The organism is Citrobacter freundii ATCC 8090 = MTCC 1658 = NBRC 12681 (assembly GCF_011064845.1).
Lineage (GTDB): Bacteria > Pseudomonadota > Gammaproteobacteria > Enterobacterales > Enterobacteriaceae > Citrobacter > Citrobacter freundii.
Window position 1 is genome coordinate 2685209 of sequence record NZ_CP049015.1, and the last position, 24380, is coordinate 2709588.

Here is a 24380-nt window from a genome sequence, read left to right on the forward strand (position 1 = left end):
ACAGCCCGAGCTCGGACGCGTATATACACTCTCTTTCACAAATAGTGCTCATGAAATTTATCAATGTCACTTATCATCATACGGCAATAAAGAAACCCTTCCCATATTGTTATTGAATCTACCCACTCTCACCTTGTATTAGCGAATTCACGTAAGCAAAACTAATACAAAAGGTTGAAATCACTGCAAAGAGATACTATTTGTACACCATAAAATGTGACCTGAATCTTGAATTTTTACTCTCAGCTGCTGAGAAGCCCCCTCGCCAATAAGCCTTTTTTATGCCCAACATCATGGGGAATTTAAGACAGGAGAATTAATTCTGTTACTAAATAAAGCGCAATTTTGAATTCCTTACATTCCTGGCTATTGCACAACTGAATTTATCGCTCTATTATTAGCTCAACAAACCACCCCAATATAAGTTTGAGATTACTACAATGAGCGAAGCACTTAAAATTCTGAACAACATCCGTACTCTTCGTGCGCAGGCAAGAGAATGCACTCTGGAAACGCTTGAAGAAATGCTGGAAAAATTAGAAGTTGTAGTTAGCGAGCGTCGCGAAGAAGAAAGCGCTGCTGCCGCTGAAGTTGAAGAACGCACTCGTAAACTGCAACAATATCGTGAAATGCTGATCGCTGACGGCATTGATCCGAACGAACTGCTGAATAGCATGGCTGCTGTTAAATCTGGCACCAAAGCTAAACGCGCTGCACGTCCGGCTAAATATAGCTATGTTGACGAAAACGGTGAAACTAAAACCTGGACTGGCCAGGGTCGTACACCGGCAGTGATCAAAAAAGCGATGGAAGAGCAAGGTAAACAACTGGACGATTTCCTGATCAAGGAATAATTCAGAAATACTTTGCTTAAAATCCCGCCATTGGCGGGATTTTTTTTACTGGTACTTCGCTCAGCCTTACCCGGATTAGGTATAAAAAAATGGCGCTGTTAATACAGCGCCGTTCTGACCAGATAATGCCAGAAGGTTACTTCTTAATACCCATCTCGTCTTCCAGCCAGGCTTTAAATTCAGCGCCGAGAGTATTATGGCGAATACCATATTCGACGAACGCCTGCATATAGCCCAGTTTATTACCACAGTCATGGCTTTTGCCCTTCATGTGATAAGCTTCAACCGTCTCTTTTTCAATCAGCATATCGATTGCATCTGTCAGCTGAATTTCATCACCCGCTCCCGGAGGGGTTTTAGCCAGCAGAGGCCAGATATCGGCACTAAGAACGTAACGACCCACAACGGCCAGATTAGAAGGCGCTACATCAGCTTTTGGTTTTTCAACCACGCCAACCATCGGGACGCTTTCGCCCGGGGATAATTCAACGCCTTTACAATCAACAACACCATAAGCCGTAACATCTTCTACCGGTTCAACCATAATCTGGCTGCTACCTGTTTCATCAAAACGATGAATCATTTCGGCAAGGTTGTCGCGGGATAAATCAGATTCGTATTCGTCAAGAATTACGTCCGGCAGGATTACAGCAACCGGTTCATCGCCAACCACAGGGTGCGCGCACAATACTGCGTGGCCCAGACCTTTTGCCAGACCCTGACGCACCTGCATAATAGTCACATGCGGCGGGCAAATAGATTGCACTTCTTCCAGCAGCTGACGTTTTACACGTTTTTCCAGCATCGCTTCAAGTTCAAAGCTGGTATCGAAGTGGTTTTCAATAGAATTTTTAGACGAGTGAGTTACAAGTACAATTTCAGTGATGCCCGCAGCAATACATTCGTTTACGACGTACTGAATTAATGGCTTATCAACCAACGGTAGCATCTCTTTCGGGATTGCTTTCGTAGCCGGTAACATCCTGGTTCCTAATCCCGCAACTGGGATAACGGCTTTTTTGACTTTTGAATTAAGGGCAGCCATTTAAAACTCTCCTGGACTGTTCATGTATTGAACGTGTTCATCATTCTGTATCGCATCCGAGTATATCAGTACAGCGACAAACTTCTGGTCTGAAAAGGACGCGCGTCGGTATAATTAAGATAAATACGAATAAATCTGGCGTTGATAGTAGCACTCACAACACGGGGAGGGTGAACCAATTTCATTTGCACGCCTCTCAATTGTTCATTCCGCAGACAACATCAAGCGCAGGCGCCCTCCCGCCCCCCATATTTGGCATTGCCATGACTCACAATGTTGGCTCAACTGATTAAGATACGTATTACCTAAGGTACCCAGCGGAACGCCATTGCTGATTTGCACTTGGTGGGAACCTGTATTTAATGTCGCATTCAGCCCTGCAGATACCAGAATCAGATTTTTTAATCCGCTGTGGTAATACCCCACCAGCAAGGGAAATTGCCCTGGTAAATTGGCTTGCCGCAACAAATGATTTACCTGTTTCAATAACGTACCTAACTCCGGCAACCGCTGATTTTGTTGTGTCAGTTGCTCCTGCAGTAAACCATTAAATAGCGCCCGCAATAATAATGCAGCCAAAACACCATTATCCCCTGCCCGCGTCACATCAAGGCAATAGAATGCAAGGTCATGATCCGACAGCGGCGCAATATCCAGCACCAGCCCCGGTTGGTCGGCTACTACCAATTGTCGATAGTTAATGCGACAGTGGGAAATCACTTGCGACACTGGAGGCTGTAATTCTTTTAGCAGCTTCGCGGCGGCGGCAGGATCGTCCACCATCGCATCCCAGTCGCGAAACAGCCGCTCTTCTTCTTCTACGCGTGAATTAAACATGTTGGGATAAAGACATGCAAAGACGGTTTCTCTCAAGCGATTAAGGTCTTTCACCGGCTTCAATAGGACATCATCCACCCCGAGTCGTAGCGCTTTGGCTATGTCGGACATGTTTTCCGTCGCAGAAATCACCAGTATCGGGGTCTGATCGCCACGATTGCGTAGATACTCAACCAGTTTGAGGCCGTTCATTCTTGGCATAGCCAGATCGCAAATCATCAGATCTGGCGTGAAGTGTCCAAGTAGTTCAAGTGCTTCAAGCCCGTCGCCAGCCACCGCCGTTGTCGCTCCCAAAGAGGAAAACCATGAGTCCATGAGTGAGCGAAATACCGGCTCATCCTCAACGATAAGAATCTGTTTTCCGACCAATGGCTGCGTCATATTCTCCCCCCTGACTGGCTTTAATAAATAGTGGCATGCTATTGCCACTCACGCCTGTCAGAATTAGCTTAAGTGTTGATAAAAAATGCGTTAGACGTTGGTTTTCACCAGGGGTAGAAGTTCATCCATTTTCTTCTCGACCGCCAACTGCCCGGCAGCAATTGCTGCACTGGCGCGGTGAAAATCCAGCGTGGATATTTGTGGACAAAACGGCTGAATCAGTATGTCTGGAGGGTCACCGGCCATGCGGTTACGTTTCAGACGATTTTCCAGAACCTGAATAGACGTCGTCATGATCTCCATCGCCGTCGGTGCCGTGACTGCACGCCTGGCCGTAATGTTGCTCAATCGCTCTTTCAGGCGGGCATGCCATGAAAGCTCGTCAGCATCATTACCCGATTCGGCATCGCTATTGACGTTGAAGGAGAGTAAATCTTGTTGCATGAGATGCGCATCGTGTTGCAGGTCGACCGCGATAACAATATCGGCCCCCAACGCACGAGTCAGGGATACTGGGACGGGATTCACCACCGCGCCATCGACCAGCCAGTAACCATTATGCGCCACGGGAGACATCAGACCAGGAATACTACAGGAGGCTCGGACAGCCAGATGCAAATCACCTTCGGTAAACCACAGCTCCCGCCCCGTACTCAGATTAGTAGCAACAGTTGCGAAACGGCGTGTGCATTGCTCAATTGCTTCTACCGGCATAACATTACGGTACTGATTGAATACCCGTTCACCGCGCAGTAAACCTCCCCTGCGCCACGAGAGATCCATCAGCCGTAAAACATCCCAATAGCTGAAAGAACATACCCACTTTTCAAGAGCAGGCAACTTATTGCAGGCGTAGGCAGCGCCAACCAGCGAACCGATGGAGCACCCTGCCACGATATCAACATCGATGCCCATATGCTTAAGGGCTTTAATAACCCCAATATGCGACCAACCTCGCGCCGCGCCGGAACCTAGCGCCAGCCCAATTTTTATTTTTCTCATTATACGTACAAACTTCCCCTGGCTTGCAGACGTAGCAACATCGCTACCGCTCAGTTAACATAGTGCCACTCTGGCGTTTTTACGCCGTTTTTATATTCCAGGGAGTACTTTGTGTCTCAGCTTTGTCCCTGTGGTAGCGCTGTCGAGTATAGCCTATGTTGCTACCGTTATGTGTCCGGCGCGCAAGTAGCACCTACGCCGTCACACCTCATGCGTTCTCGTTACTGTGCTTTTGTGATGAAAGACGCAGATTATCTTATCAGGACCTGGCATCCAGATTGTCATGCGGCCTCGTTTCGCGACGACATTATCGCAGGATTTAATCATACTGAATGGCTTGGGCTGACCGTTTTTGAACAAGAGACGGCAGACACAGAAGATATCGGCTATGTCAGTTTCGTCGCACGGTTTTCTGAACAAGGTAAAACAGGTGCAATTATCGAGCGCTCTCGTTTTTTAAAAGAAAACGGTCAGTGGTACTATATAGACGGTACACGCCCTCAAATTGGACGAAACGATACCTGCCCTTGTGGCTCCGGTAAAAAATTTAAAAAGTGCTGCGGCTAATCAACGCCCGACAGTATCAATTTTGCAAACATTCTCAACAGGATCACCGCTGCAAATGCATTCATTACAAAGAAAAGTGCTGCGTACTATTTGCCCGGACCAAAAAGGTCTGATCGCGCGCATTACGAATATCTGTTACAAGCATGAACTGAACATCGTGCAGAACAATGAGTTTGTGGACCACCGCACCGGACGCTTTTTTATGCGCACCGAACTGGAGGGCATTTTTAACGACGTCACGCTGCTTGCCGATCTGGACAGCGCCTTACCTGAAGGCTCAATTCGTGAATTAACCCCAGCAGGCCGCCGCCGCATCGTCATTTTGGTCACTAAGGAAGCGCATTGCCTGGGCGATCTGTTAATGAAGGCCAATTATGGCGGGCTGGATGTTGAAATCGCCGCGGTGATCGGCAATCACGAGACGTTGCGTCCTCTGGTTGAACGGTTTGATATTCCGTTTGAGCTGGTCAGCCATGAAGGTTTAACACGTGACGAACATGATCAGAAAATGGCTGACGCTATCGACGCCCATCAGCCGGACTATGTCGTGCTGGCTAAATACATGCGCGTTCTGACCCCGACATTTGTTTCACGCTTCCCAAATAAAATTATCAATATTCACCATTCATTCCTGCCAGCATTCATTGGTGCTCGCCCGTACCATCAAGCTTATGAGCGCGGCGTGAAAATCATCGGCGCGACAGCCCACTACGTGAATGATAACCTTGATGAAGGCCCAATCATTATGCAGGACGTGATCCATGTTGATCACACCTACACTGCCGAAGATATGATGCGTGCGGGTCGCGACGTTGAAAAAAATGTTTTAAGCCGCGCGCTGTATCAGGTTCTGGCTCAGCGCGTCTTTGTTTACGGTAACCGAACGATTATTCTGTAATCGATTGATAAGTTAATTGGTTACCTTTACATCTTTGCGTGTAAAAATCAGGCAACCAGTTCTTTTTTATCAACGGAATGCTTTACAGGGGCGCATCATTTGATATGATGCGCCCCGCTTCTAACAGAAGCAGGCCAGTAATTAGCATTACCCCGTGGTGGGGTTCCCGAGCGGCCAAAGGGAGCAGACTGTAAATCTGCCGTCATCGACTTCGAAGGTTCGAATCCTTCCCCCACCACCATTTTTTACTACAGCGATGTAGTTATCCCGGCGAGCAATACAGAAGTTTGCACTTGTCGGGGAAGGGTGAGAACCTTCGATTAAGGTTCGACTCGAGCGAAAGCGAGAGAACGTTGCCAACGGCAACGGCCCGAAGGGTGAGGAGCGAAGCGACGAATAATCCTTCCCCCACCACCATTCATTCTTTTAGATTCACAAAATTAGTATACCCCTGGTGGGGTTCCCGAGCGGCCAAAGGGAGCAGACTGTAAATCTGCCGTCATCGACTTCGAAGGTTCGAATCCTTCCCCCACCACCATCACTTCATAAAGCACCAACACATAATCAATCTGCAATGCCTCATATTCTTCCTATGCGGGAAGGATGAGAAGCTTCGACCAGGGTTCGATTCGAGTGTTAGCGAGAAAGCGTTGCCGCAGGCAACGACCCGAAGGGCGAAGCGCGCAGCGCTGAGTAATCCTTCCCCCACCACCATCACTTCATAAAGCACCAACACAAAATCAATCTGCAATGCCCTTTATTTGCCTGATGCGCTGTGCTTATCAGACCTACAAACTCGACACATGCCCACAAATTGCCTGATGCACTACGCAGGCCTACGGCGCTCGCTTAAACCTGCGTAGGCTGGATAAGGCGCTTGCGCCGCCATCCGGCAAACAGGCATAAAAAAACCCCGCCGAAGCAGGGTTTTATCTTTCACAGAAATACGATTAGTGACGTGCACGAACAATCTGGTATTTGCGTGTCAGATATTCGACCGGGACGCTCCAGATGTGTACCAGACGCGAGAATGGAAACAACAGGAACAGCGTCATACCCAGCACAAGGTGCACACGGAAAATAAATGCGACGCCATCCAGATACTGAGACGCTCCGCCATGGAAGGTCACCACTGTCTGCGCCCAGTTCACCAGCTTCATCATCTCGCTGCCGTCCATATGCTGGGCGGAGAACGGAATGGTCAGCAGACCCAGCGCACACTGGATAACCAACAGAGAGAGGATCAGAATATCCGCTCCGGTGGTGGTAGCCCGCACTCGTGGGCTGAACAAACGACGTTTCAGCAGCAGTACACCGCCAATCAGACACATTACGCCGCTAGCGCCACCCGCGAACATCGCCATCTTTTGTTTCACTTCAAGCGGCAGCCACGCTTCATACATCCAGTGTGGCGTTAACATACCCAAGAAGTGCCCGGCAAAAATCCCCAGGATCCCAATGTGAAACAGGTTTGACGCCAGGTTCATCCCTTTGCGATCCAGCATCTGACTGGAGGCCGCACGCCATGTATACTGCCCGTAGTCATAACGCAGCCAACTGCCGATCAGAAAGACAGAACCCGCGATGTACGGATAGATGTCAAAGAAGAACGTATTCAGGAAGTGCATTAGTGCTGTCCTCCGGTGGTGATATTCAGATACTGCGGCGCAACGGCCCCGGCAAAACGACGCTGGTGAGCGGAGATTTCCGACTCGCCACACCCCTGATCGGCGAAGAATTTTACCTGCTCTTCTTCCCAGACCGCATCCAGCGCTTGTGGAGTATCATCACGGGCTTCATCCGCAATTTTTTCAGCCACTTTATCGCTGTCGATAACGGTATTCGCCAGTTTTAACAGCAAATCGAACAGCACTGCATAACGGCTTCCACGCTGCTGCAAACGAGCGCTGAGCAAAGCCAGGATCGGCGCAATATCCTGCAAGCCACCTAGCGCTTCGCTTTTCGGCAGTTGCGCAAGATATTCCAGATACAACGGCAGATGATCGGGAAGTTCGCGGCTGTCGAGCTGCAAACCGTGCTGTTCATACTGTGCCATCAGGTCAACCATCGCCTGACCGCGATCGCGGGATTCACCGTGTACATGTTCAAACAGCAGCAGCGAGGTGGCACGGCCACGATCAAACAGTTCGCTGTAACTTGCCTGCACATCCAGCACGTCTTGCGCGATTAGATCGCGCAGGAAAACGCCCAGAGTCTGGGCATCCTCTTTATCCAGGTTCTCAGATGACGCGAGTGCATCGAAAAGTTCCTGCTGATGCTGCCACAGGGCAGCATCCGGGTACTCGAGCAAACGCGAAACAATGACGAGTTCAATCATTGGTGCGGCTCCGTTTTGCTGGTCACATCGACAGCGTCGATGCGGCGGCTGTTGAACAGATTGAATTTAGTATCAGAACCGTGGCAACCGTCACCGAAGGTAAAGCCACAACCGCTTTTCTCCGGGAACGCGTCACGCGCCAGTTCACGATGGCTGCTCGGTACCACGAAACGATCTTCGTAGTTCGCGATCGCCAGATAACGATACATTTCCTGTGCCTGCGCTTCGCTCAAGCCCACCTCTTCCAGCGCACGGGTATCGACTTTACCGTCAACGGTTTCCGTACGTTTGTAGTGACGCATTGCCAGCATACGTTTCAGCGCCAACAGCACCGGCTGAGTATCGCCTGCGGTCAGCAGGTTCGCCAGGTACTGAACCGGGATACGCAGACTGTCAACGTCCGGCAGTATACCGTTGCTGCCCAGCTCGCCCGCATCGGCGGCAGACTGAATCGGAGACAATGGCGGCACGTACCAAACCATCGGCAATGTGCGGTATTCCGGATGCAGTGGCAGCGCCAACTTCCAGTCCATCGCCATTTTATAAACCGGAGACTGCTGGGCGGCATCGATAACGCTCAGCGGAATACCATCTTTCAGCGCTTGTTCAATAACAGCCGGATCGTTCGGATCGAGGAACACGTCCAGTTGACGCTGGTACAGATCTTTCTCATGCTCGGTGCTTGCCGCGCTTTCAATCGCATCCGCGTCATACAGCAGTACGCCGAGGTAACGGATACGACCGACGCAGGTTTCGGAGCACACGGTCGGCTGACCGGCTTCGATACGTGGATAGCAGAAAATGCACTTCTCTGACTTACCGCTCTTCCAGTTGAAGTAGATTTTTTTATACGGGCAACCGGTGATGCACATACGCCAGCCGCGGCATTTGTCCTGATCGATCAGCACGATGCCATCTTCTTCACGCTTGTAAATGGCACCGCTCGGGCAAGTCGCCACGCACGCCGGATTAAGGCAGTGCTCGCACAGACGCGGCAAATACATCATGAAGGTGTTTTCGAACTGACCGTACATCGCCTTCTGCATGTTCTCGAAATTTTTGTCTTTCGCCAGCTTCTCGAACTCACCGCCGAGGTCATCTTCCCAGTTCGGACCTTTGGTGATTTTATCCATACGCTGACCGGTGATCAGCGAGCGCGGACGGGCAATCGGCTGCGCTTTGCTGTCTGCCGGGGTGTTGTGCAGAGTCTGGTAATCGAAGTCAAACGGTTCGTAGTAGTCATCAATACCTGGCAAATGCGGGTTAGCAAAAATTTTACCCAGCAGCAGCGCTTTGTTACCCATGCGCGGCACCAGCTTACCGTTGATTTTACGGATCCAACCGCCCTTCCATTTTTCCTGGTTTTCCCAATCAGTTGGGAAGCCAGTACCCGGTTTGGTTTCAACGTTGTTAAACCAGGCATACTCCGCACCTTCACGGCTGGTCCAGACATTTTTACAGGTTACTGAACAGGTGTGGCAACCGATGCACTTATCGAGATTCAGCACCATGCCGACTTGTGAACGAATTTTCATTTTACGCTCTCCTGTACCTGGTCATTGCCTTCGCCATCCAACCAGTCAATGTTCTTCATCTTACGAACCACCACGAACTCATCACGGTTCGAACCTACGGTGCCGTAGTAGTTAAAGCCGTAGGCCAGGTGGGCATAACCACCAATCATGTGCGTCGGTTTCGGTGTGATACGGGTCACCGAGTTATGGATCCCGCCGCGCTGCTCGGTAATCTCCGACCCCGGAATATTCACAATGCGTTCCTGGGCGTGGTACATCATGGTCATCCCGGCCGGGACACGTTGACTCACAACCGCACGGGCGGTAAGTGCCCCGTTACTGTTAAAGACTTCGATCCAGTCGTTATCCTCGATACCCAGATCTTTCGCATCCGCTTCGCTCATCCACACGATCGGACCGCCGCGGCCTAACGTCAGCATCAGCAGGTTATCGCTGTAGGTGGAGTGGATACCCCACTTCTGGTGTGGCGTCAGGAAGTTGAGCGCTTTTTCAGGGTTACCATTTGATTTCTCGCCCATCACCTCTTTCACCGAACGGGTATCAATTGGTGGGCGGTAAACCAGCAGGCTTTCACCGAAGTCTCGCATCCACTGATGATCCTGATACAGCTGCTGGCGACCAGTCAGCGTACGCCATGGGATCAGCTCGTGAACGTTGGTGTAACCAGCGTTGTAAGAAACATGTTCATCTTCCAGTCCTGACCAGGTCGGGCTGGAGATAATTTTGCGCGGCTGCGCCTGAATATCGCGGAAGCGGATTTTCTCGTCTTCTTTATTCAGCGCCAGATGCGTATGGTCACGGCCGGTAAATTCACTCAGCGCAGCCCAGGCTTTCACCGCCACCTGACCGTTGGTTTCCGGTGCCAGGGTGAGGATCATCTCAGCGGCATCAATCGCCGTATTCAGCATCGGCTGGCCTTTTGCCGGGCCTTCAGCCTTGGTGTAGTTGAGCTTACGCAGCAGGTCCATTTCGCTCTGGGTGTTCCAGGCAATCCCTTTCCCGCCGTTCCCGACTTTATCCATCAGTGGGCCGATGGACGTGAAGCGTTCGTAGGTTGCCGGGTAATCACGCTCAACTGTCATGATGTGCGGCGCGGTAACGCCTGGAATCAGATCGCATTCGCCTTTCTTCCAGTCTTTAACATCCAACGGCTGCGCCAGTTCGGCGGCCGAGTCGTGCTGGATAGGCAGCGTCACTACGTCGGTTTCTTTGCCAAGGTGGCCCACGCAAACTTCAGAGAATTTCTTGGCGATAGCCTTGTAGATTTCCCAGTCGCTCTTCGATTCCCAGGCTGGATCAACGGCGGCAGACAACGGGTGAATAAACGGATGCATATCCGAGGTATTCATATCGTCTTTTTCATACCAGGTGGCGGTCGGCAGCACGATGTCGGAGTACAGACAGGTGCTCGACAGACGGAAGTCCAGGGTAACGACCAGATCCAGCTTGCCGTCCAGTCCGTTATCCTGCCATTCCACTTCTTCTGGCTTCACGCCCCCCTGTTTACCCAGATCCAGCCCCTGAATACCATGTTCAGTACCCAGCAGATACTTCAGCATGTACTCGTGGCCTTTACCGGAAGAGCCGAGCAGGTTAGAACGCCAGATAAACAGGTTACGCGGATGGTTTTTACCGTTCTCTGGTTGTTCAGCCGCAAAGCGAATAGAACCTTCCTTCAGAGATTTAACGGTGTAATCCACCGGTGTCATCCCGACTTTTTCCGCCTCACGCGCAATGTACAGCGGGTTAGTACCCAATTGCGGCGCAGATGGCAACCAGCCCATACGTTCAGCGCGAACGTTAAAGTCAATCAAATGGCCACTATAGCGGGATTTGTCTGCCATCGGGGACAGCAGTTCCTGTGCCGTAACCGTCTCATAACGCCATTGGCTGGAGTGGTTATAGAAGTAGGACGTACTGTTCATGTGACGCGCCGGACGCTGCCAGTCAAGGGCAAACGCCAGCGGCTGCCAGCCGGTCTGCGGACGCAGTTTTTCCTGGCCCACGTAGTGCGCCCAGCCGCCGCCGCTCTGACCGACGCAGCCGCAGAACACCAGCATGTTAATCAGACCACGATAGTTCATATCGAGGTGGTACCAGTGGTTCAGACCCGCGCCGACAATAATCATTGAGCGGCCGTGCGTTTTATCTGCGTTATCGGCAAATTCACGGGCAATACGCACGATCTGAGCGCGCGATACGCCAGTGATTTTCTCTGCCCATGCCGGGGTATACGCTTTGATATCGTCGTAGCTGGAAGCGCAGTTTTCATCGTTCAGACCGCGTTCCAGACCGTAGTTGGCCATGGTCAGATCGTAAACGGTGGTCACCAGCGCGGTGCTGCCATCTGCCAGTTGCAGGCGTTTTACCGGCAGTTTGTGCAGCAGAACATTTTCCAGTTCAACTTTGCTAAAGTGCTCGGTACCTTCGCCGCCAAAATACGGGAAGCCGACTTCAGCGATGTCGTCCTGGCTGCCCAACAGGCTGAGCTGCAGTTCGGTTTCGTTACCGGACGTGCCGTCGCGCTGCTCAAGGTTCCATTTACCTTTTTCACCCCAGCGGAAACCAATTGAACCGTTTGGCGCAACCATTTCGCCGTCGGTATTGATGGCAACGGTTTTCCACTCGGGATTATTTTCCTGACCCAGGGAGTCAACCAGATCGGCGGCACGCAGCATACGACCCGCCGCATAATACCCGTCACGCTCTTCGAGCATCACCAGCATCGGGAAGTCGGTGTAACGACGCACGTAGTCGGTGAAGTATTGGCTCGGGTTATCAAGGTGGAACTCGCGTAGCATGACGTGGCCCATTGCCAGCGCCATTGCGGCATCGGTACCCTGCTTCGGAGCCAGCCACAGATCGCAGAGTTTAGCGATTTCAGCGTAATCCGGGGTGATGGCGACCGTTTTAGTCCCTTTGTAGCGAACTTCCGTGAAGAAGTGCGCATCTGGGGTACGGGTCTGCGGAACGTTTGAACCCCAGGCGATAATGTAACTGGAGTTATACCAGTCGGCAGATTCCGGAACGTCAGTCTGCTCACCCCAGGTCTGCGGAGACGCAGGCGGCAAGTCACAGTACCAATCGTAGAAGCTCAGGCAGGTGCCGCCAATCAGCGACAGATATCGTGCACCGGAGGCGTAGGAAACCATCGACATCGCAGGGATCGGTGAGAAGCCCGCCACGCGGTCAGGACCGTAGGTTTTAACGGTGTAAACGTTAGAAGCGGCAATCAGCTCATTCACTTCCTGCCAGGAAGAACGCACGAAACCACCACGACCACGCGCTTGTTTGAAGCTTTTTGCTTTATCGGCGTCTTCGATGATGGAGGCCCATGCGTCTACCGGATCGCTGTGCAGTCTTTTCGCTTCACGCCACATTTTCATCAGGCGTTTGCGCATCAGCGGGTATTTCAGACGGTTAGCGCTGTAGAGATACCAGGAATAGCTTGCACCACGAGGGCAACCACGAGGCTCGTGGTTTGGCAGGTCCGGACGGGTACGCGGATAATCGGTTTGCTGGGTTTCCCAGGTCACCAGACCATTTTTCACATAGATTTTCCAGCTGCATGAGCCAGTGCAGTTTACCCCGTGGGTTGAACGCACGATTTTGTCATGCTGCCAACGCTGGCGGTATCCGTCCTCCCAGTCCCTGTTGGTATTGAGAAGCTGGCCATGCCCATCGGCAAAGGTTTCGCCCTTCTGCTTGAAGTAGCGAAACCGGTCCAGGAATTTACTCATCGGTTTTCTCCTGTAGGAGCCTGACGGCTCTCTGATAAATCGACATTGCTTGATTGAGAGCGAAGGTAACGCTCTGAAAGGGCGTGAGAATTGATAACGATCAAGGCAGGCAGGGATGAAAAATGAGGGTTGGTTTTTACATACCCCCAAAGTGGGATATTGATAATTAATGTAATAAATTGAATTTAAAGGATTTTTAATAATTCAATTATCATGCAAATGTTAAATTCTTTATAAGTGGGTATTAAGGGGTATCCCCCCTGCTTAGCATGTTGTGTTCGCCGTTCTCACAGGCTGTTGTCATGCCACAATACAAAAGTATGTTGTAACTAATTACAGATAAAAAAAAGCGCGGTCTAACACCGCGCAATGGATAATCAACTTACACTTCATCCTTCAAACTGCTTCGCGTTGGCTGCGCTCGTTCTCCCCAGTCACTTACTTCTGTTAGCTCCTGGGGATTTCTCACTTGCCGCCTTGATGCAGTTAGAATGATTTTGTGTATACCACTTTTTTACTTTTTAGAATGACGTCCGTATACCGCCCAGGTGATAACCACACAAGCGACATAGAAGATCAGAAATACTTTCATCGCACCGACCGGAGAACCGGTTAATGCCAGGGACGTGCCAAATGCTTTCGGGATAAAGAAGCCGCCGATCGCACCAATAGCAGAGATAAAGCCCAATGCTGCCGCCGTATCGGTTGCCGCCTCGCGCATCGCTTTCTCTTCTGAACCACCTTCAGCTTTCACTCTGTCCATCGTCAGTTTGCGAAAGATTACAGAGATCATCTGGAAGGTTGAACCACTCCCCAGACCAGCCGTCAGGAACAACGCCAGGAACACAGCGAAGAAGGCAATGAAGTTGCCACCGACACCGTTTGATGGCAGCGTCAGGAACAGTAAGGCACTGAAAATAGCCATCAGAATGAAGTTCACCAGCGTGACGCGGGTCCCGCCCAGACGGTCAGAGATTGCGCCGCCCGCAGAACGCGCCAGCGCACCAATGAACGGGCCAAAGAAGGCGTAATGCAGGATCTGCACCTCTGGGAACTGCGTTTTTGACAGCATCGCGAAACCGGCAGAGAAACCGATAAAGGAACCGAAGGTCGCCAGATACAGCAGGCTCATAATCCACAAATGCCCGCGTTTCAGCACCGGCAATTGCTCTTTCAGCGAGGCTTTGGAGGTTGCCAGTTCGTTCATACCGAACCATGCTGCCAGCGTGAAAATAGCGAGGAACGGCACCCAAATCCATGCAGCGTTTGCCAGATACAGCTGCGTGCCATCCGGTTGTTCAACCCCGTGGCTACCAAATGCGGCAAAGATTGACAATGAAACCACCAGCGGCGCGACCAACTGCATCACGCTGACGCCCATGTTGCCCAGGCCACCGTTCAGACCCAGCGCGCCGCCCTGTTTCTGTTTTGGAAAGAAGAAGCTGATGTTTGCCATACTGGACGCAAAGTTCGCACCAGCGAAGCCGCACAGCAGGGAGATAATAATAAAGGTACTAAACGGCGTGGAGGTATCCTGCACCGCAAAACCTAACCATACGCAAGGAATGATCAGGATGCCGGTGCTAAATGCCGTCCAGCGACGTCCACCAAACAGGGGGACCATAAAGGAGTACGGAACACGCAGCAGCGCGCCGGACACCGAAGGTAATGCCGTCAGCATGAACAGTTGTTCAGTGGTGAAATCAAATCCGACTTTCGGTAAGTTCACCGCCACGGCGCTAAATAACATCCACACGCAAAACGCCAGCAGCAAACAAGGGACGGAAATCCACAGGTTACGGCTGGCGATTCGTTGACCACGCTGCTGCCAGAAGGCGGGATCTTCCGGCCGCCATTCGGTAATTACAGCTCCAGATGCCCTTTCCGGGGCAGATGAGTGACTCATAGACACCTCTGATACTTGTTTCGATGCCTGCAACATTAGGGTTTACAGCTGGAGGTAAGTTGATATAAATCAAAGGAAAAGGTGTCATTATTCATGCCTAAAATTTATTATTACCCTTAATGAGTACATAACTTCGGTAAAAAAGATGTGGTTTTTCACGCTTCTGTCGCCCCCTACTCCCCCTCGCCCAGGATCTCTCCCTCCACTGGCAATTAAGGGGTAGCCCGTTTGAGGTATGGGTATACTCCAGTGTATCGCCGAGAATAACGCCACTGCCTGCAGCAGAATCGTCATTCAATAAGGTTTTCTGTTCGACGAAAACCCGAAGGAACAAGTCACCATGTTTAAACGTTGTCTCTCCCCGCTTACGCTGGTCAACCAGGTGGCGCTGATTGTTTTATTGTCCACAGCCATCGGCGTGGCGGGTATGGCTGTCTCCGGCTGGCTGGTTCAGGGCGTTCAGGGTAGCGCCCATGCAATCAACAAAGCGGGATCGCTGCGCATGCAGAGTTATCGCCTGCTGGCAGCCGTACCGCTGGACGCTAGCGATCAACCGCTGCTGGATGAAATGGAGCAAACGGCGTTTAGCCCGGAGTTGACGCGTGCCGCAAAGCGAGATGGACAACAGGCGCAGTTAAAAGCATTACAGGATTACTGGCACACTGAACTTGCGCCGGGACTTGCGCATGCGCAAACGCCTGATGCGGTAGCGCAGGATGTGACGCGCTTTGTGGGCGGACTGGATAAATTGGTCACCGCCTTTGACCATACCACCGAATTACGCATTGAACGCGTCGTCCTGCTGCATCGCCTGATGGCCGTATTTATGGCATTGCTGCTGGTTTTCACCATTATCTGGCTGCGCGTGCGCCTGTTAGAGCCGTGGAAACAGCTGCTGTCGATGGCGCGAGCCGTCAGCCAGCGTGATTTTACCCAACGCGCGCATATCAGCGGTCGTAATGAGATGGCGGCTCTGGGCTCGGCGCTAAATAATATGTCGGAAGAACTGGCCGAAAGTTACGCTGTGCTGGAACAGCGAGTACAGGAGAAAACGGCGGGGCTGGAGCACAAAAATCAGATTCTTTCTTTCCTGTGGCAAGCTAACCGCCGCCTGCACTCTCAGGTGCCGTTGTGCGAACGCCTCTCTCCGGTACTGAATGGTTTGCAAAATTTGACCTTGCTGCATGATATTGAGCTCCGGGTTTACGACCTGGAAGATGAAAACAATCATCAGGAATTTACCTGTCAGTCAAATGCCAGCTGTGATGAGAAAGGTTGCCATCTGTGTCCTCGCGGAACGCTGCCCGCGATTGACGGCGGGATTACATTGAAATGGCGGCTGACCGACGCGCATACCCAGTATGGTATTTTGCTCGCCACCTTGCCGAACGGACGCCATCTCAGCCACGATCAGCAGCAGCTGGTTGATACACTGGTTGAGCAACTGACCGCAACGCTTGCGCTCGACAGGCATCAGGAGCGTCAACAGCAGTTGATTGTGATGGAAGAGCGTGCCACCATTGCGCGCGAACTTCATGATTCTATTGCACAATCGCTCTCTTGTATGAAGATGCAGGTTAGCTGTTTACAGATGCAGGGCGATGCACTTTCAGATAACTGTCGCGAGTTGCTCAGCCAGATTCGTAACGAGCTAAATGCTTCATGGGCACAACTGCGAGAACTGTTAACCACCTTCCGTTTACAGCTCACGGAACCTGGATTACGACCGGCGCTGGAGGCCAGCTGTCAGGAGTACAGCGCCCGTTTTGGATTTACGGTTAAGCTGGATTATCAGCTACCGCCACGCCTGGTCCCTTCGCATCAGGCGATTCACCTGCTACAAATTGCGCGCGAAGCCCTGAGCAACGCACTTAAACACTCTCAGGCCAATGAAGTGGTCGTGACGGTGGTGCAAAATGGCAAGCAGGTCAAACTGACAGTGCAAGATAACGGCTGCGGCGTACCGGAAAACGCCGAACGCAGTAACCACTACGGCATGATAATAATGCGCGACCGCGCGCAGAGCTTGCGCGGCGATTGCCGCGTACGCCGTCGCGAGACGGGCGGTACTGAAGTTGCTGTCACTTTTATTCCCGAAACAAACTTCACAGAAGTCCAAGGAGATACCCATGAGTAATCTGGAACCGGCAACTATCCTGTTGATCGACGATCATCCGATGCTGAGAACCGGTGTAAAACAGCTTGTCAGCATGGCGCCCGATATTACCGTTGTCGGCGAAGCCAGCAATGGTGAGCAGGGTATCGAGCTGGCTGAATCCCTTGATCCCGATCTGATCCTGCTTGATCTCAACATGCCCGGCATGAACGGTCTGGAAACCCTCGATAAGCTGCGTGAAAAATCACTGTCGGGCCGTATCGTTGTGTTTAGCGTATCCAATCATGAAGAAGATGTGGTTACCGCACTGAAGCGTGGTGCCGACGGTTACCTGCTGAAAGATATGGAGCCAGAAGATTTACTGAAAGCATTGCAGCAGGCTGCCGCTGGTGAAATGGTGCTGAGCGAAGCCTTAACCCCGGTTCTGGCCGCCAGCCTGCGCGCCAATCGCGCAACATCCGACCGTGATGTTACTCAACTGACGCCGCGCGAACGCGATATTCTTAAACTCATCGCCCAGGGTCTGCCTAATAAGATGATCGCCCGCCGCCTCGACATCACCGAAAGCACAGTAAAAGTTCACGTGAAGCATATGCTGAAGAAAATGAAGCTCAAATCACGCGTTGAAGCCGCGGTATGGGTGCACCAGGAACGCATTTTCTGATAACGCGCTCATGCGTCATTGTTAACGAGGATCATTTTCCGAAACGGTAATAAACGGTTCGGTCAGTGATAGCGTGATCTCATTGGAAGAGACACGCTGGCCCTGCTCATCTTCTACCACCACAGACAACCGCCAGCGGTTTGTCGCACCTTCTCTGTTGTCCCACTTCGGCATAATAATCGTCCAACCCTGAGCGCTTCGGCTATTGCTGCCCGCCGTTAAGCTCAACGCCTGAGTATCCCCCTGCCATGCCAGACGACGGATCCCATGCAAACTACGCACCTGCACCTTCAACGCCACCGTCTCACCAGGCTTGAGATCCCAGGGTGGCGTGGCCAAAAATACCGACAGTGTTTTACGCTGGCGATACTCCAGCGTCGGCAGATTGTTACGTTGTGGATCGTCATAACGACTGCCGCGCAGCGATCGGCTGTTTGCCACCTCGCTTACCATCAGCTGTTTTTTTAGCGGCACACCAAAACGATAATTTAGCGTTAATCCGAGGTTATTCTGACTGACGCCATTTTCACCCTGCTTATGCTGTGCTGTCACGGTGATCAGCGGCACCGGCGTATAGCTCAATCCCAGATTCACCGCCACAGGATTGTGGTACCCGGTTCCGGAATGAAACAGATCCACCTGGTCACCAAAATACTGCTCCACGCTGACGCTGGTATTGAGATGTTGATAGAACGGCATGCGCATTTGCGCGGTCAGGTCGTATCCCCGGGCCATCCGTTGTTCTTGAGTTGCAAAACGATCCTGCCAGGAGGACAACGGTTGATAGTAATTAGCAGATAAACGGAGGTATTCACCCCACGCCTCTGCCCCCACGCCTCCCCGAGGCAGATTCTCATCCAGCAGGTTGTCATAAAAGGTGTTGTAACCCAGTAACCAACCGTCACGAACCCAGCGCTGCCCAATCCCCGCATTACTGACCAGGCCTCCGTCCTGTTGCGTCAGCCCCAACTGGCTCCATGTGAGATAACGTTGATTGTCCTGCCACGGGATAAACCAACTTCCCCGACTCCCGGTAAAGCTGCCTTCGTTATCCACCTGCAACCCGACGCTGGCGTTTCCCCAGGGAGAGAGCCAGGATTCCAGTTGCTGATTCACCTGTTCGCTGACCCTGTCGCGCACCTGGCCAAACGCAAACTGCTTCGCCTGTTCACCTGTATCAAGCCCGTTATCGGTCATGCTGGCTTCACCAAACGCTTTGACCATTTCGGCAAAGTGCTTTTCGCCTGCCCGCGACTCCGGCGCCATACCAAGATCGGGCAAGCCATCACTATTGTTATCGAAAGGGTTTTCCGCCTGGTGAATAAATGACGATTGCGCGCTGGCAGTACCGCCTGCCAACGGCAAGAGTGCAAATACAGCGAGAGATAAATAAATAATACGGCTCAAATCGTTAGTGGTTTCTTATATCTATTAGCCACAGCGGCATACTTATCTTAAACCATAACGTCTTCAGTATTGATTTTCAGCCCTTCCTTCCTTTTTCGGCATTATCCTGGCATCTAGAAATAGGTGTAACATACGTGTCAGTTTTTAACGCTCACATGCAGCAAAAGGAGTAAAAATGCAAAAGATAGTGATCGTCGCGAACGGTGCAGCCTATGGAAGCGAATCGTTATTTAACAGCCTACGTCTGGCTATCGCCTTGCGCGAGCAGGAAGGGGATCTCGATCTGCGTTTGTTTTTAATGTCGGACGCGGTAACCGCGGGATTGCGTGGTCAAAAACCCGCGGAAGGATACAATATTCAGCAAATGCTGGAGATTCTGACGGCGCAAAATGTGCCGGTCAAACTGTGCAAAACCTGCACCGATGGCCGTGGAATCACCACGCTGCCGTTAATTGACGGAGTAGCCGTCGGCACGCTGGTTGAACTGGCTCAATGGACGCTGGCTGCAGATAAAGTGCTGACCTTCTGATACACCGCTTTCAGGCAAGCACACTGAAAGTGTCGATAATTTCCGGATTTAATCGTAGATGGGCGCGGTTTCGTTGAACGTTAGCACGCCCTTTCAATCCTTTTGAGGGATTTTGTCACTTTTGTTTAATCGTTATGCCATTTTTTGATCAAAATCAGCATCCCGTTGCTCCCCCTTTGGTGTTATGCAATGAGTGAAATGTGAACAACATCACGCAGCACTTTCGACAGAAAGTACGTTGTTTTCAAGAACGGGGTGAAAAATGGCATTAGTGAAGGCAAGTTTAAAGTTATTTGGTGGCGATACGGTGGTTGTGCGCTGTTCCGAGCGCTGTCACATCCATCTGATGAGCGAGAAAAATCACGTCAAAGACACGCAGTCCGACATCTTAAGCGTGCAGGATCGTGATAACGCATGGTTGACCGTGCCCTACACCGGCATCTGGAATGTGCTGATCGACAGCCACAGCCAGTCGCTAGAGCATTCAATAAGTTATATTGCAGCCTAAGCGTTAATTGCCCGAAAAGCGCCTGGCTTTCGGGCATTCAGTTCCCGGCTGGATTCAGGCAAACCCTGGCCGCATAACGCCTTCCGGCAGATTCTCTCCCAACAATCGTTTGACCGTGATCACCAGATCGTTAAGACAGTCATCCTGCATCCCCAACTTGACCAGCTCTTGTTCCAGCGAGAACAAATACTGGGCGTTGGTGCCTAAAGGTCCGCTCGCCGCAGCGATAAGCGGCGCAATCACCTGCGCGCGCGTGTCTGACTCAAACAGCGGGTGGCGAGGATCCATAATAAAGACCAGCGCGTTCACCGTCCGACCATCATCCAGCGCCAACTGGCACCAGGTGGGCAGATAGCATCCGGTGATCATTTCACGCTTCCACAGTAAAGAAAGCTCTTGTTCGAGCGATGCGTTAGGTAAGCGGTAGGCTACACCGGTAGTGCGTCCGCCCTCTTTCAAGGCCAACATGCGTCCTGGCTGACCCGCCGTTCCTCGCCCCGCCGTCAGGCGCAGGCAAAAAGCACGGTGCCAGCCAACTAACGTCCCGGTACAGGACTCATCAAACTCTAAGGCCGGATTCCACATCAACGATCCATAACCGAAGATCCACACCGGTCCATCATCGGGTCGGCAAGCAAGCGTGGCCGCCAGTGAGGCTGCCCGTTGTTCCGCTGACCAGAGTAGTGATTCTTCAATAGCACCAAATGCCGTCTTACAGTCGGCATTCAATAAAAAATCACGCGTTAACACCTTACACCTCCGCCACTGCTGCTTCCCTGCGACAACTTTTTTGACGCCTTCCGGGCTTTTTTACTGCTCATTTTGAAACCAATAGCTGGACAATAGGCAATTCGCCGCTAGCTTGCAAGGCAACAAAGCGTCAACGGCACTTTATATCCTCTCGCGTTGCTAAGCTCTGCACTATCATTTGTATCAGTAGTATCAGCAATTTTTGTTGACGTTAAAATCTAATGCTTTGTTATTTAAATACTCTATAAACAAGATATGCAATTTTATCCGCTTGGATGCAAAAATTGGTCCATGCCGTAAAATTACGTAAAACTAGATCGGAAATACCGAAAGATCTGTTATTTTTTACATTCTTTAATACTTTTATAATTATAAATACCTGCAGAGATGGAGAATTAGTTCAATGACACAAGTACATGAGGCGGTAAAAACCCGCCACAAGGAGACCTCTCTCGTCTTCCCGATTTTGGCGCTGGTAGTCCTGTTCTTCTGGGGGAGCAGTCAGTCACTACCAGTGGTCATCGGTATTAATGCGCTGGCCCTTATTGGTATATTAAGCAGCGCATTCAGCGTTGTCCGTCATGCGGATGTATTAGCACATCGACTTGGCGAACCCTACGGGTCACTGATCCTCAGCCTGTCCGTCGTTATTCTCGAAGTCAGCTTAATCTCCGCATTAATGGCGACCGGTGATGCTGCACCTACGCTCATGCGCGACACGTTGTACTCAATCATTATGATCGTCACCGGCGGTCTGGTCGGTTTTTCGTTACTATTGGGTGGCCGTAAATTTGCTACTCAGTATATGAATCTGTTTGGTATTAAACAGTATTTAATTGCCCTGTTCCCACTGGCCATTATTGTACTGGTGTTCCCAATGGCTTTACCGGGAGCGAATTTCACTACCGCCCAGGCGCTGCTGGTAGCATTAATTTCTGCAGCGATGTACGGCGTATTTTTACTGATTCAAACCAAAACGCACCAAAGCCTGTTCATTTACGAGCATGAAGATGAAGGCGACGATGACGACCCGCATCACGGCAAGCCATCAGCACACAGCAATATGTGGCACGCCGCCTGGCTTATCATTCATCTGATCGCCGTTATTGCCGTAACCAAGATGAACGCCAGCCCACTGGAGACCTTGCTGACTGAACTGAATGCCCCAGTGGCCTTTACCGGTTTCCTGGTTGCGTTACTCATCCTCTCTCCTGAAGGGCTGGGCGCGCTGAAAGCGGTTCTGAGCAATCAGGTACAGCGGGCGATGAATTTGTTCTTCGGTTCAGTATTAGCCACTATTTCACTGACCGTACCAGTGGTGACGCTGATCGCATGGGCAACCGGGAATGATTTGGTGTTTGCGCTGGGCGCGCCAGAGATGATTGTGATGGTTTCTTCACTGGTACTGTGCCATATCTCTTTCTCCACCGGACGCACCAATGTGCTTAACGGTGCGGCACATCTGGCGCTGTTTATCGCCTATCTGATGACGATATTTGCCTGATGAAAAAAACCGGACACCGACATAACTTGTCGGGTCCGGCTTCTTATTTCCTTTCGTATACCTGATAAGCGCAAGCTCTATCAGGCACACAAAATGAACTAGTTCTCAGTATCCAGCTCGTCGAAGCTTTTCACCAGGTCATCAATCGCTTTAATCTGCGTCAGGAACTGTTCCAGTTTTGCCAGCGGCAGCGCGGATGGGCCATCGCATTTCGCATTGGCTGGATCCGGATGCGCTTCAATAAACAGACCCGCCAGACCTACCGCCATACCGGCGCGAGCCAGTTCGGTAACCTGCGCACGACGACCGCCGCTTGCTGCGCCAAACGGATCACGGCATTGCAGCGCATGGGTAACGTCAAAAATCACCGGTGAGTTGCCGGAGACTTTCTTCATCACGCTGAAGCCCAGCATGTCTACAACCAGGTTGTCATAACCAAAGTTCGCACCACGGTCGCACAGAATAACCTTATCGTTACCACCTTCATGGAATTTATCCACGATATTGCCCATCTGGCCAGGGCTTACGAACTGCGGTTTCTTCACGTTGATAACGGCACCGGTTTTAGCCATCGCTTCCACCAGATCGGTCTGACGCGCGAGGAATGCCGGCAGTTGAATCACATCCACCACGTCAGCAACAGGCTGCGCCTGGCTGGCTTCGTGAACGTCGGTGATCACTTTTACGCCAAAAGTCTGCTTCAGTTCCTGGAAGATTTTCATCCCTTCTTCAAGGCCCGGTCCACGGTAAGAGTGGATGGAAGAACGGTTGGCTTTATCAAAGGAGGCTTTGAACACGTAAGGGATACCCAGCTTTTGAGTAACGGTTACGTAGTGCTCACAAATGCGCATCGCCAGATCGCGGGATTCCAGCACGTTCATTCCGCCAAACAGCACGAACGGCAGGTCATTTGCCACGTTGATGTCGCCAATGCTAACCACTTTTTGTTTCATAGGATCGCCTTAAACGGTAGGTAAAGTGTCATTAATCAATGCAATACAATTTGCTTGTGCGAAATAGTATTAATCTGCGCACGAATCATTTCGCTGATCGGGTCTTCCGGACACTGCTCAACGAAATAACTTAAATCGGTCAGCGCAACATGTTCACACTCAAGCTGCGCGTAGATTAATCCACGATCGCGTATTTCATACGGATCTTCAGGATTAAACTGTAATAGTGCTTCGCTGGCACGCAGCGCCAGCTCCATTTGCCGCTCTTCCATCAGCGATGATTTCAGCGTGTCGAGCAGCTTGCGGATTACTTCTGCATTATCCGCCTCATCCAGGTCTTCGTTAAACAGTTCCGCGACCGGGCTGATATTCCCCTTCAGCCACACTTCCAGCGTGTGCTCATTTAACGTTTCGCCATTGAACGGATTGATTAGCCACATTTCGCCATCGAGCGATTCAATACGCAGGATGAGTTGTGTCGGGAAAATCACCGGCACCAGCGGTAGCTCCAGTCGGTTGGCAATCCACAACAAGATAGCGCCCAGAGATACGGCGCTGCCCTGACGATTTTTCAGTACCTGGTCAAGCCATAATGCATCAGAAAGACGATAGACGCCGTGGGTATCCGTAAACCCCCATTCGCCGTAAAAAAGTGCCAGCAGTTTTTCCAGTTGCTCATCCTGAGACAGGAGCTGGCTAATTTCTTCTTGCGCCAGACTAACCAGACGTTCCAGTTCGTCATACACAGTTTGTGTTGGAAAATCCAGACGGATAGACTCCGACGCCAGGATCATCCCATCACACAATGGCGCTTTATTAAATTCGAAATCAGCTAACGACCTCATG

Annotated in this window: 20 protein-coding genes, 2 tRNA genes and 2 other RNA genes; 12 read left to right on the forward strand and 12 right to left on the reverse strand. The window is 51.3% G+C overall.

Annotated elements, in window-relative coordinates; genetic code table 11:
* Positions 1-440: 440 nt before the first annotated feature.
* On the forward strand, positions 441-854 hold the full coding sequence (gene hns, locus G4551_RS12885) for a histone-like nucleoid-structuring protein H-NS (RefSeq protein WP_003020723.1): 414 nt from the start codon (positions 441-443) through the stop codon (positions 852-854).
* A gap of 136 nt (positions 855-990) precedes the next feature.
* Here the strand turns inward: hns and galU are convergent, their stop codons facing one another.
* The 3 genes from galU to rssA form a co-directional block, all read right to left on the reverse strand.
* Complete coding sequence (galU, locus tag G4551_RS12890; RefSeq protein WP_003020727.1) at positions 991-1899, reverse strand: UTP--glucose-1-phosphate uridylyltransferase GalU; 909 nt, start codon at positions 1897-1899, stop codon at positions 991-993.
* A gap of 204 nt (positions 1900-2103) precedes the next feature.
* Complete coding sequence (gene rssB, locus G4551_RS12895) at positions 2104-3117, reverse strand: two-component system response regulator RssB (RefSeq protein ID WP_003841305.1); 1014 nt, start codon at positions 3115-3117, stop codon at positions 2104-2106.
* 90 nt (positions 3118-3207) lie between these two features.
* Entirely contained in the window at positions 3208-4119 is a 912-nt protein-coding gene (gene rssA, locus G4551_RS12900) for a patatin-like phospholipase RssA (RefSeq protein ID WP_003020732.1), read from the reverse strand.
* A 111-nt stretch (positions 4120-4230) separates the two neighbouring features.
* On the opposite strand from rssA, the gene G4551_RS12905 reads away from it, so the two are divergent.
* The 6 genes from G4551_RS12905 to G4551_RS12930 all read left to right on the forward strand — a co-directional run bounded on the left by G4551_RS12905 (position 4231) and on the right by G4551_RS12930 (position 6298).
* Positions 4231-4686, forward strand: a complete 456-nt coding sequence (locus G4551_RS12905) for a YchJ family protein (protein WP_003841307.1) — start codon at positions 4231-4233, stop codon at positions 4684-4686.
* Between the two features lie 55 nt (positions 4687-4741).
* Entirely contained in the window at positions 4742-5584 is an 843-nt protein-coding gene (gene purU / locus G4551_RS12910; protein WP_003020737.1) for a formyltetrahydrofolate deformylase, read from the forward strand.
* 156 nt (positions 5585-5740) lie between these two features.
* Positions 5741-5825, forward strand: a tRNA-Tyr gene (locus G4551_RS12915).
* 44 nt (positions 5826-5869) lie between these two features.
* Positions 5870-6001: non-coding RNA, RtT sRNA (locus tag G4551_RS12920), on the forward strand.
* Between the two features lie 36 nt (positions 6002-6037).
* Positions 6038-6122 (forward strand) — tRNA-Tyr (locus tag G4551_RS12925).
* 44 nt (positions 6123-6166) lie between these two features.
* Positions 6167-6298: non-coding RNA, RtT sRNA (locus tag G4551_RS12930), on the forward strand.
* Positions 6299-6534: 236 nt separating this feature from the next.
* Here G4551_RS12930 and narI read toward each other — a convergent pair.
* The 5 genes from narI to G4551_RS12955 all read right to left on the reverse strand — a co-directional run bounded on the left by narI (position 6535) and on the right by G4551_RS12955 (position 15103).
* Positions 6535-7212: a respiratory nitrate reductase subunit gamma gene (narI, locus tag G4551_RS12935; RefSeq protein ID WP_003020743.1), complete on the reverse strand. Its 678-nt coding sequence runs from the start codon at positions 7210-7212 to the stop codon at positions 6535-6537.
* Positions 7212-7922 carry a nitrate reductase molybdenum cofactor assembly chaperone gene (gene narJ, locus G4551_RS12940; protein ID WP_003020745.1) on the reverse strand — a complete coding sequence of 237 codons (711 nt, stop codon included), beginning with the start codon at positions 7920-7922 and terminating at the stop codon, positions 7212-7214. The genes narI and narJ overlap by 1 nt, the downstream gene beginning before the upstream one ends.
* Positions 7919-9457, reverse strand: a complete 1539-nt coding sequence (gene narH, locus G4551_RS12945) for a nitrate reductase subunit beta (protein WP_003020747.1) — start codon at positions 9455-9457, stop codon at positions 7919-7921. The genes narJ and narH overlap by 4 nt, the downstream gene beginning before the upstream one ends.
* Entirely contained in the window at positions 9454-13197 is a 3744-nt protein-coding gene (locus G4551_RS12950; RefSeq protein ID WP_003841311.1) for a nitrate reductase subunit alpha, read from the reverse strand. The genes narH and G4551_RS12950 overlap by 4 nt, the downstream gene beginning before the upstream one ends.
* A 514-nt stretch (positions 13198-13711) precedes the next feature.
* A complete protein-coding gene (locus tag G4551_RS12955) occupies positions 13712-15103 on the reverse strand; it encodes a NarK family nitrate/nitrite MFS transporter (RefSeq protein WP_003020752.1) in 1392 nt (463 codons plus the stop codon).
* A gap of 340 nt (positions 15104-15443) precedes the next feature.
* Here G4551_RS12955 and narX point away from each other — a divergent pair, with 340 nt between their 5' ends.
* Both narX and narL read left to right on the forward strand, forming a co-directional pair.
* Positions 15444-17240 (forward strand): nitrate/nitrite two-component system sensor histidine kinase NarX, encoded by a 1797-nt coding sequence (narX, locus tag G4551_RS12960; RefSeq protein ID WP_003841313.1) that lies wholly within the window; start codon positions 15444-15446, stop codon positions 17238-17240.
* Positions 17233-17883, forward strand: a complete 651-nt coding sequence (gene narL, locus G4551_RS12965; RefSeq protein ID WP_003020756.1) for a two-component system response regulator NarL — start codon at positions 17233-17235, stop codon at positions 17881-17883. The genes narX and narL overlap by 8 nt, the downstream gene beginning before the upstream one ends.
* A 21-nt stretch (positions 17884-17904) precedes the next feature.
* Here narL and G4551_RS12970 read toward each other — a convergent pair whose 3' ends face one another.
* Positions 17905-19290 (reverse strand): YchO/YchP family invasin, encoded by a 1386-nt coding sequence (locus G4551_RS12970; protein WP_042270433.1) that lies wholly within the window; start codon positions 19288-19290, stop codon positions 17905-17907.
* A gap of 175 nt (positions 19291-19465) precedes the next feature.
* Between G4551_RS12970 and G4551_RS12975 the strand changes: the two genes are divergently transcribed.
* Entirely contained in the window at positions 19466-19819 is a 354-nt protein-coding gene (locus G4551_RS12975; protein WP_003020761.1) for a DsrE/DsrF/TusD sulfur relay family protein, read from the forward strand.
* A 262-nt stretch (positions 19820-20081) separates the two neighbouring features.
* Positions 20082-20327, forward strand: a complete 246-nt coding sequence (locus G4551_RS12980) for a DUF1883 domain-containing protein (RefSeq protein WP_003020763.1) — start codon at positions 20082-20084, stop codon at positions 20325-20327.
* A gap of 54 nt (positions 20328-20381) precedes the next feature.
* On the opposite strand, the gene G4551_RS12985 is transcribed toward G4551_RS12980, so the two are convergent.
* The gene (locus tag G4551_RS12985) at positions 20382-21077 is read right to left on the reverse strand and encodes a gamma-glutamylcyclotransferase (protein WP_003020766.1); all 696 of its coding nucleotides are present in this window, start codon (positions 21075-21077) and stop codon (positions 20382-20384) included.
* A gap of 403 nt (positions 21078-21480) precedes the next feature.
* On the opposite strand from G4551_RS12985, the gene chaA reads away from it, so the two are divergent.
* On the forward strand, positions 21481-22581 hold the full coding sequence (gene chaA, locus G4551_RS12990) for a sodium-potassium/proton antiporter ChaA (RefSeq protein WP_003020769.1): 1101 nt from the start codon (positions 21481-21483) through the stop codon (positions 22579-22581).
* A 98-nt stretch (positions 22582-22679) separates the two neighbouring features.
* Here chaA and kdsA read toward each other — a convergent pair whose 3' ends face one another.
* Complete coding sequence (gene kdsA, locus G4551_RS12995; RefSeq protein WP_003020772.1) at positions 22680-23534, reverse strand: 3-deoxy-8-phosphooctulonate synthase; 855 nt, start codon at positions 23532-23534, stop codon at positions 22680-22682.
* Between the two features lie 35 nt (positions 23535-23569).
* The gene (gene sirB1, locus G4551_RS13000; RefSeq protein WP_003020775.1) at positions 23570-24379 is read right to left on the reverse strand and encodes an invasion regulator SirB1; all 810 of its coding nucleotides are present in this window, start codon (positions 24377-24379) and stop codon (positions 23570-23572) included.
* Position 24380 lies beyond the last annotated feature (1 nt).

Excerpts from the sequence above, each read along its gene's own strand:
- hns (WP_003020723.1), top strand. The coding sequence starts at position 441 with ATGAGCGAAGCACTTAAAATTCTGAACAACATCCGTACTCTTCGTGCG.
- galU (WP_003020727.1), bottom strand. The coding sequence starts at position 1,899 with ATGGCTGCCCTTAATTCAAAAGTCAAAAAAGCCGTTATCCCAGTTGCG.
- rssB (WP_003841305.1), bottom strand. The coding sequence starts at position 3,117 with ATGACGCAGCCATTGGTCGGAAAACAGATTCTTATCGTTGAGGATGAG.
- rssA (WP_003020732.1), bottom strand. The coding sequence starts at position 4,119 with ATGAGAAAAATAAAAATTGGGCTGGCGCTAGGTTCCGGCGCGGCGCGA.
- purU (WP_003020737.1), top strand. The coding sequence starts at position 4,742 with ATGCATTCATTACAAAGAAAAGTGCTGCGTACTATTTGCCCGGACCAA.
- narI (WP_003020743.1), bottom strand. The coding sequence starts at position 7,212 with ATGCACTTCCTGAATACGTTCTTCTTTGACATCTATCCGTACATCGCG.
- narJ (WP_003020745.1), bottom strand. The coding sequence starts at position 7,922 with ATGATTGAACTCGTCATTGTTTCGCGTTTGCTCGAGTACCCGGATGCT.
- narH (WP_003020747.1), bottom strand. The coding sequence starts at position 9,457 with ATGAAAATTCGTTCACAAGTCGGCATGGTGCTGAATCTCGATAAGTGC.
- G4551_RS12950 (WP_003841311.1), bottom strand. The coding sequence starts at position 13,197 with ATGAGTAAATTCCTGGACCGGTTTCGCTACTTCAAGCAGAAGGGCGAA.
- G4551_RS12955 (WP_003020752.1), bottom strand. The coding sequence starts at position 15,103 with ATGAGTCACTCATCTGCCCCGGAAAGGGCATCTGGAGCTGTAATTACC.
- narX (WP_003841313.1), top strand. The coding sequence starts at position 15,444 with ATGTTTAAACGTTGTCTCTCCCCGCTTACGCTGGTCAACCAGGTGGCG.
- narL (WP_003020756.1), top strand. The coding sequence starts at position 17,233 with ATGAGTAATCTGGAACCGGCAACTATCCTGTTGATCGACGATCATCCG.
- G4551_RS12975 (WP_003020761.1), top strand. The coding sequence starts at position 19,466 with ATGCAAAAGATAGTGATCGTCGCGAACGGTGCAGCCTATGGAAGCGAA.
- G4551_RS12980 (WP_003020763.1), top strand. The coding sequence starts at position 20,082 with ATGGCATTAGTGAAGGCAAGTTTAAAGTTATTTGGTGGCGATACGGTG.
- chaA (WP_003020769.1), top strand. The coding sequence starts at position 21,481 with ATGACACAAGTACATGAGGCGGTAAAAACCCGCCACAAGGAGACCTCT.
- kdsA (WP_003020772.1), bottom strand. The coding sequence starts at position 23,534 with ATGAAACAAAAAGTGGTTAGCATTGGCGACATCAACGTGGCAAATGAC.
- sirB1 (WP_003020775.1), bottom strand. The coding sequence starts at position 24,379 with ATGAGGTCGTTAGCTGATTTCGAATTTAATAAAGCGCCATTGTGTGAT.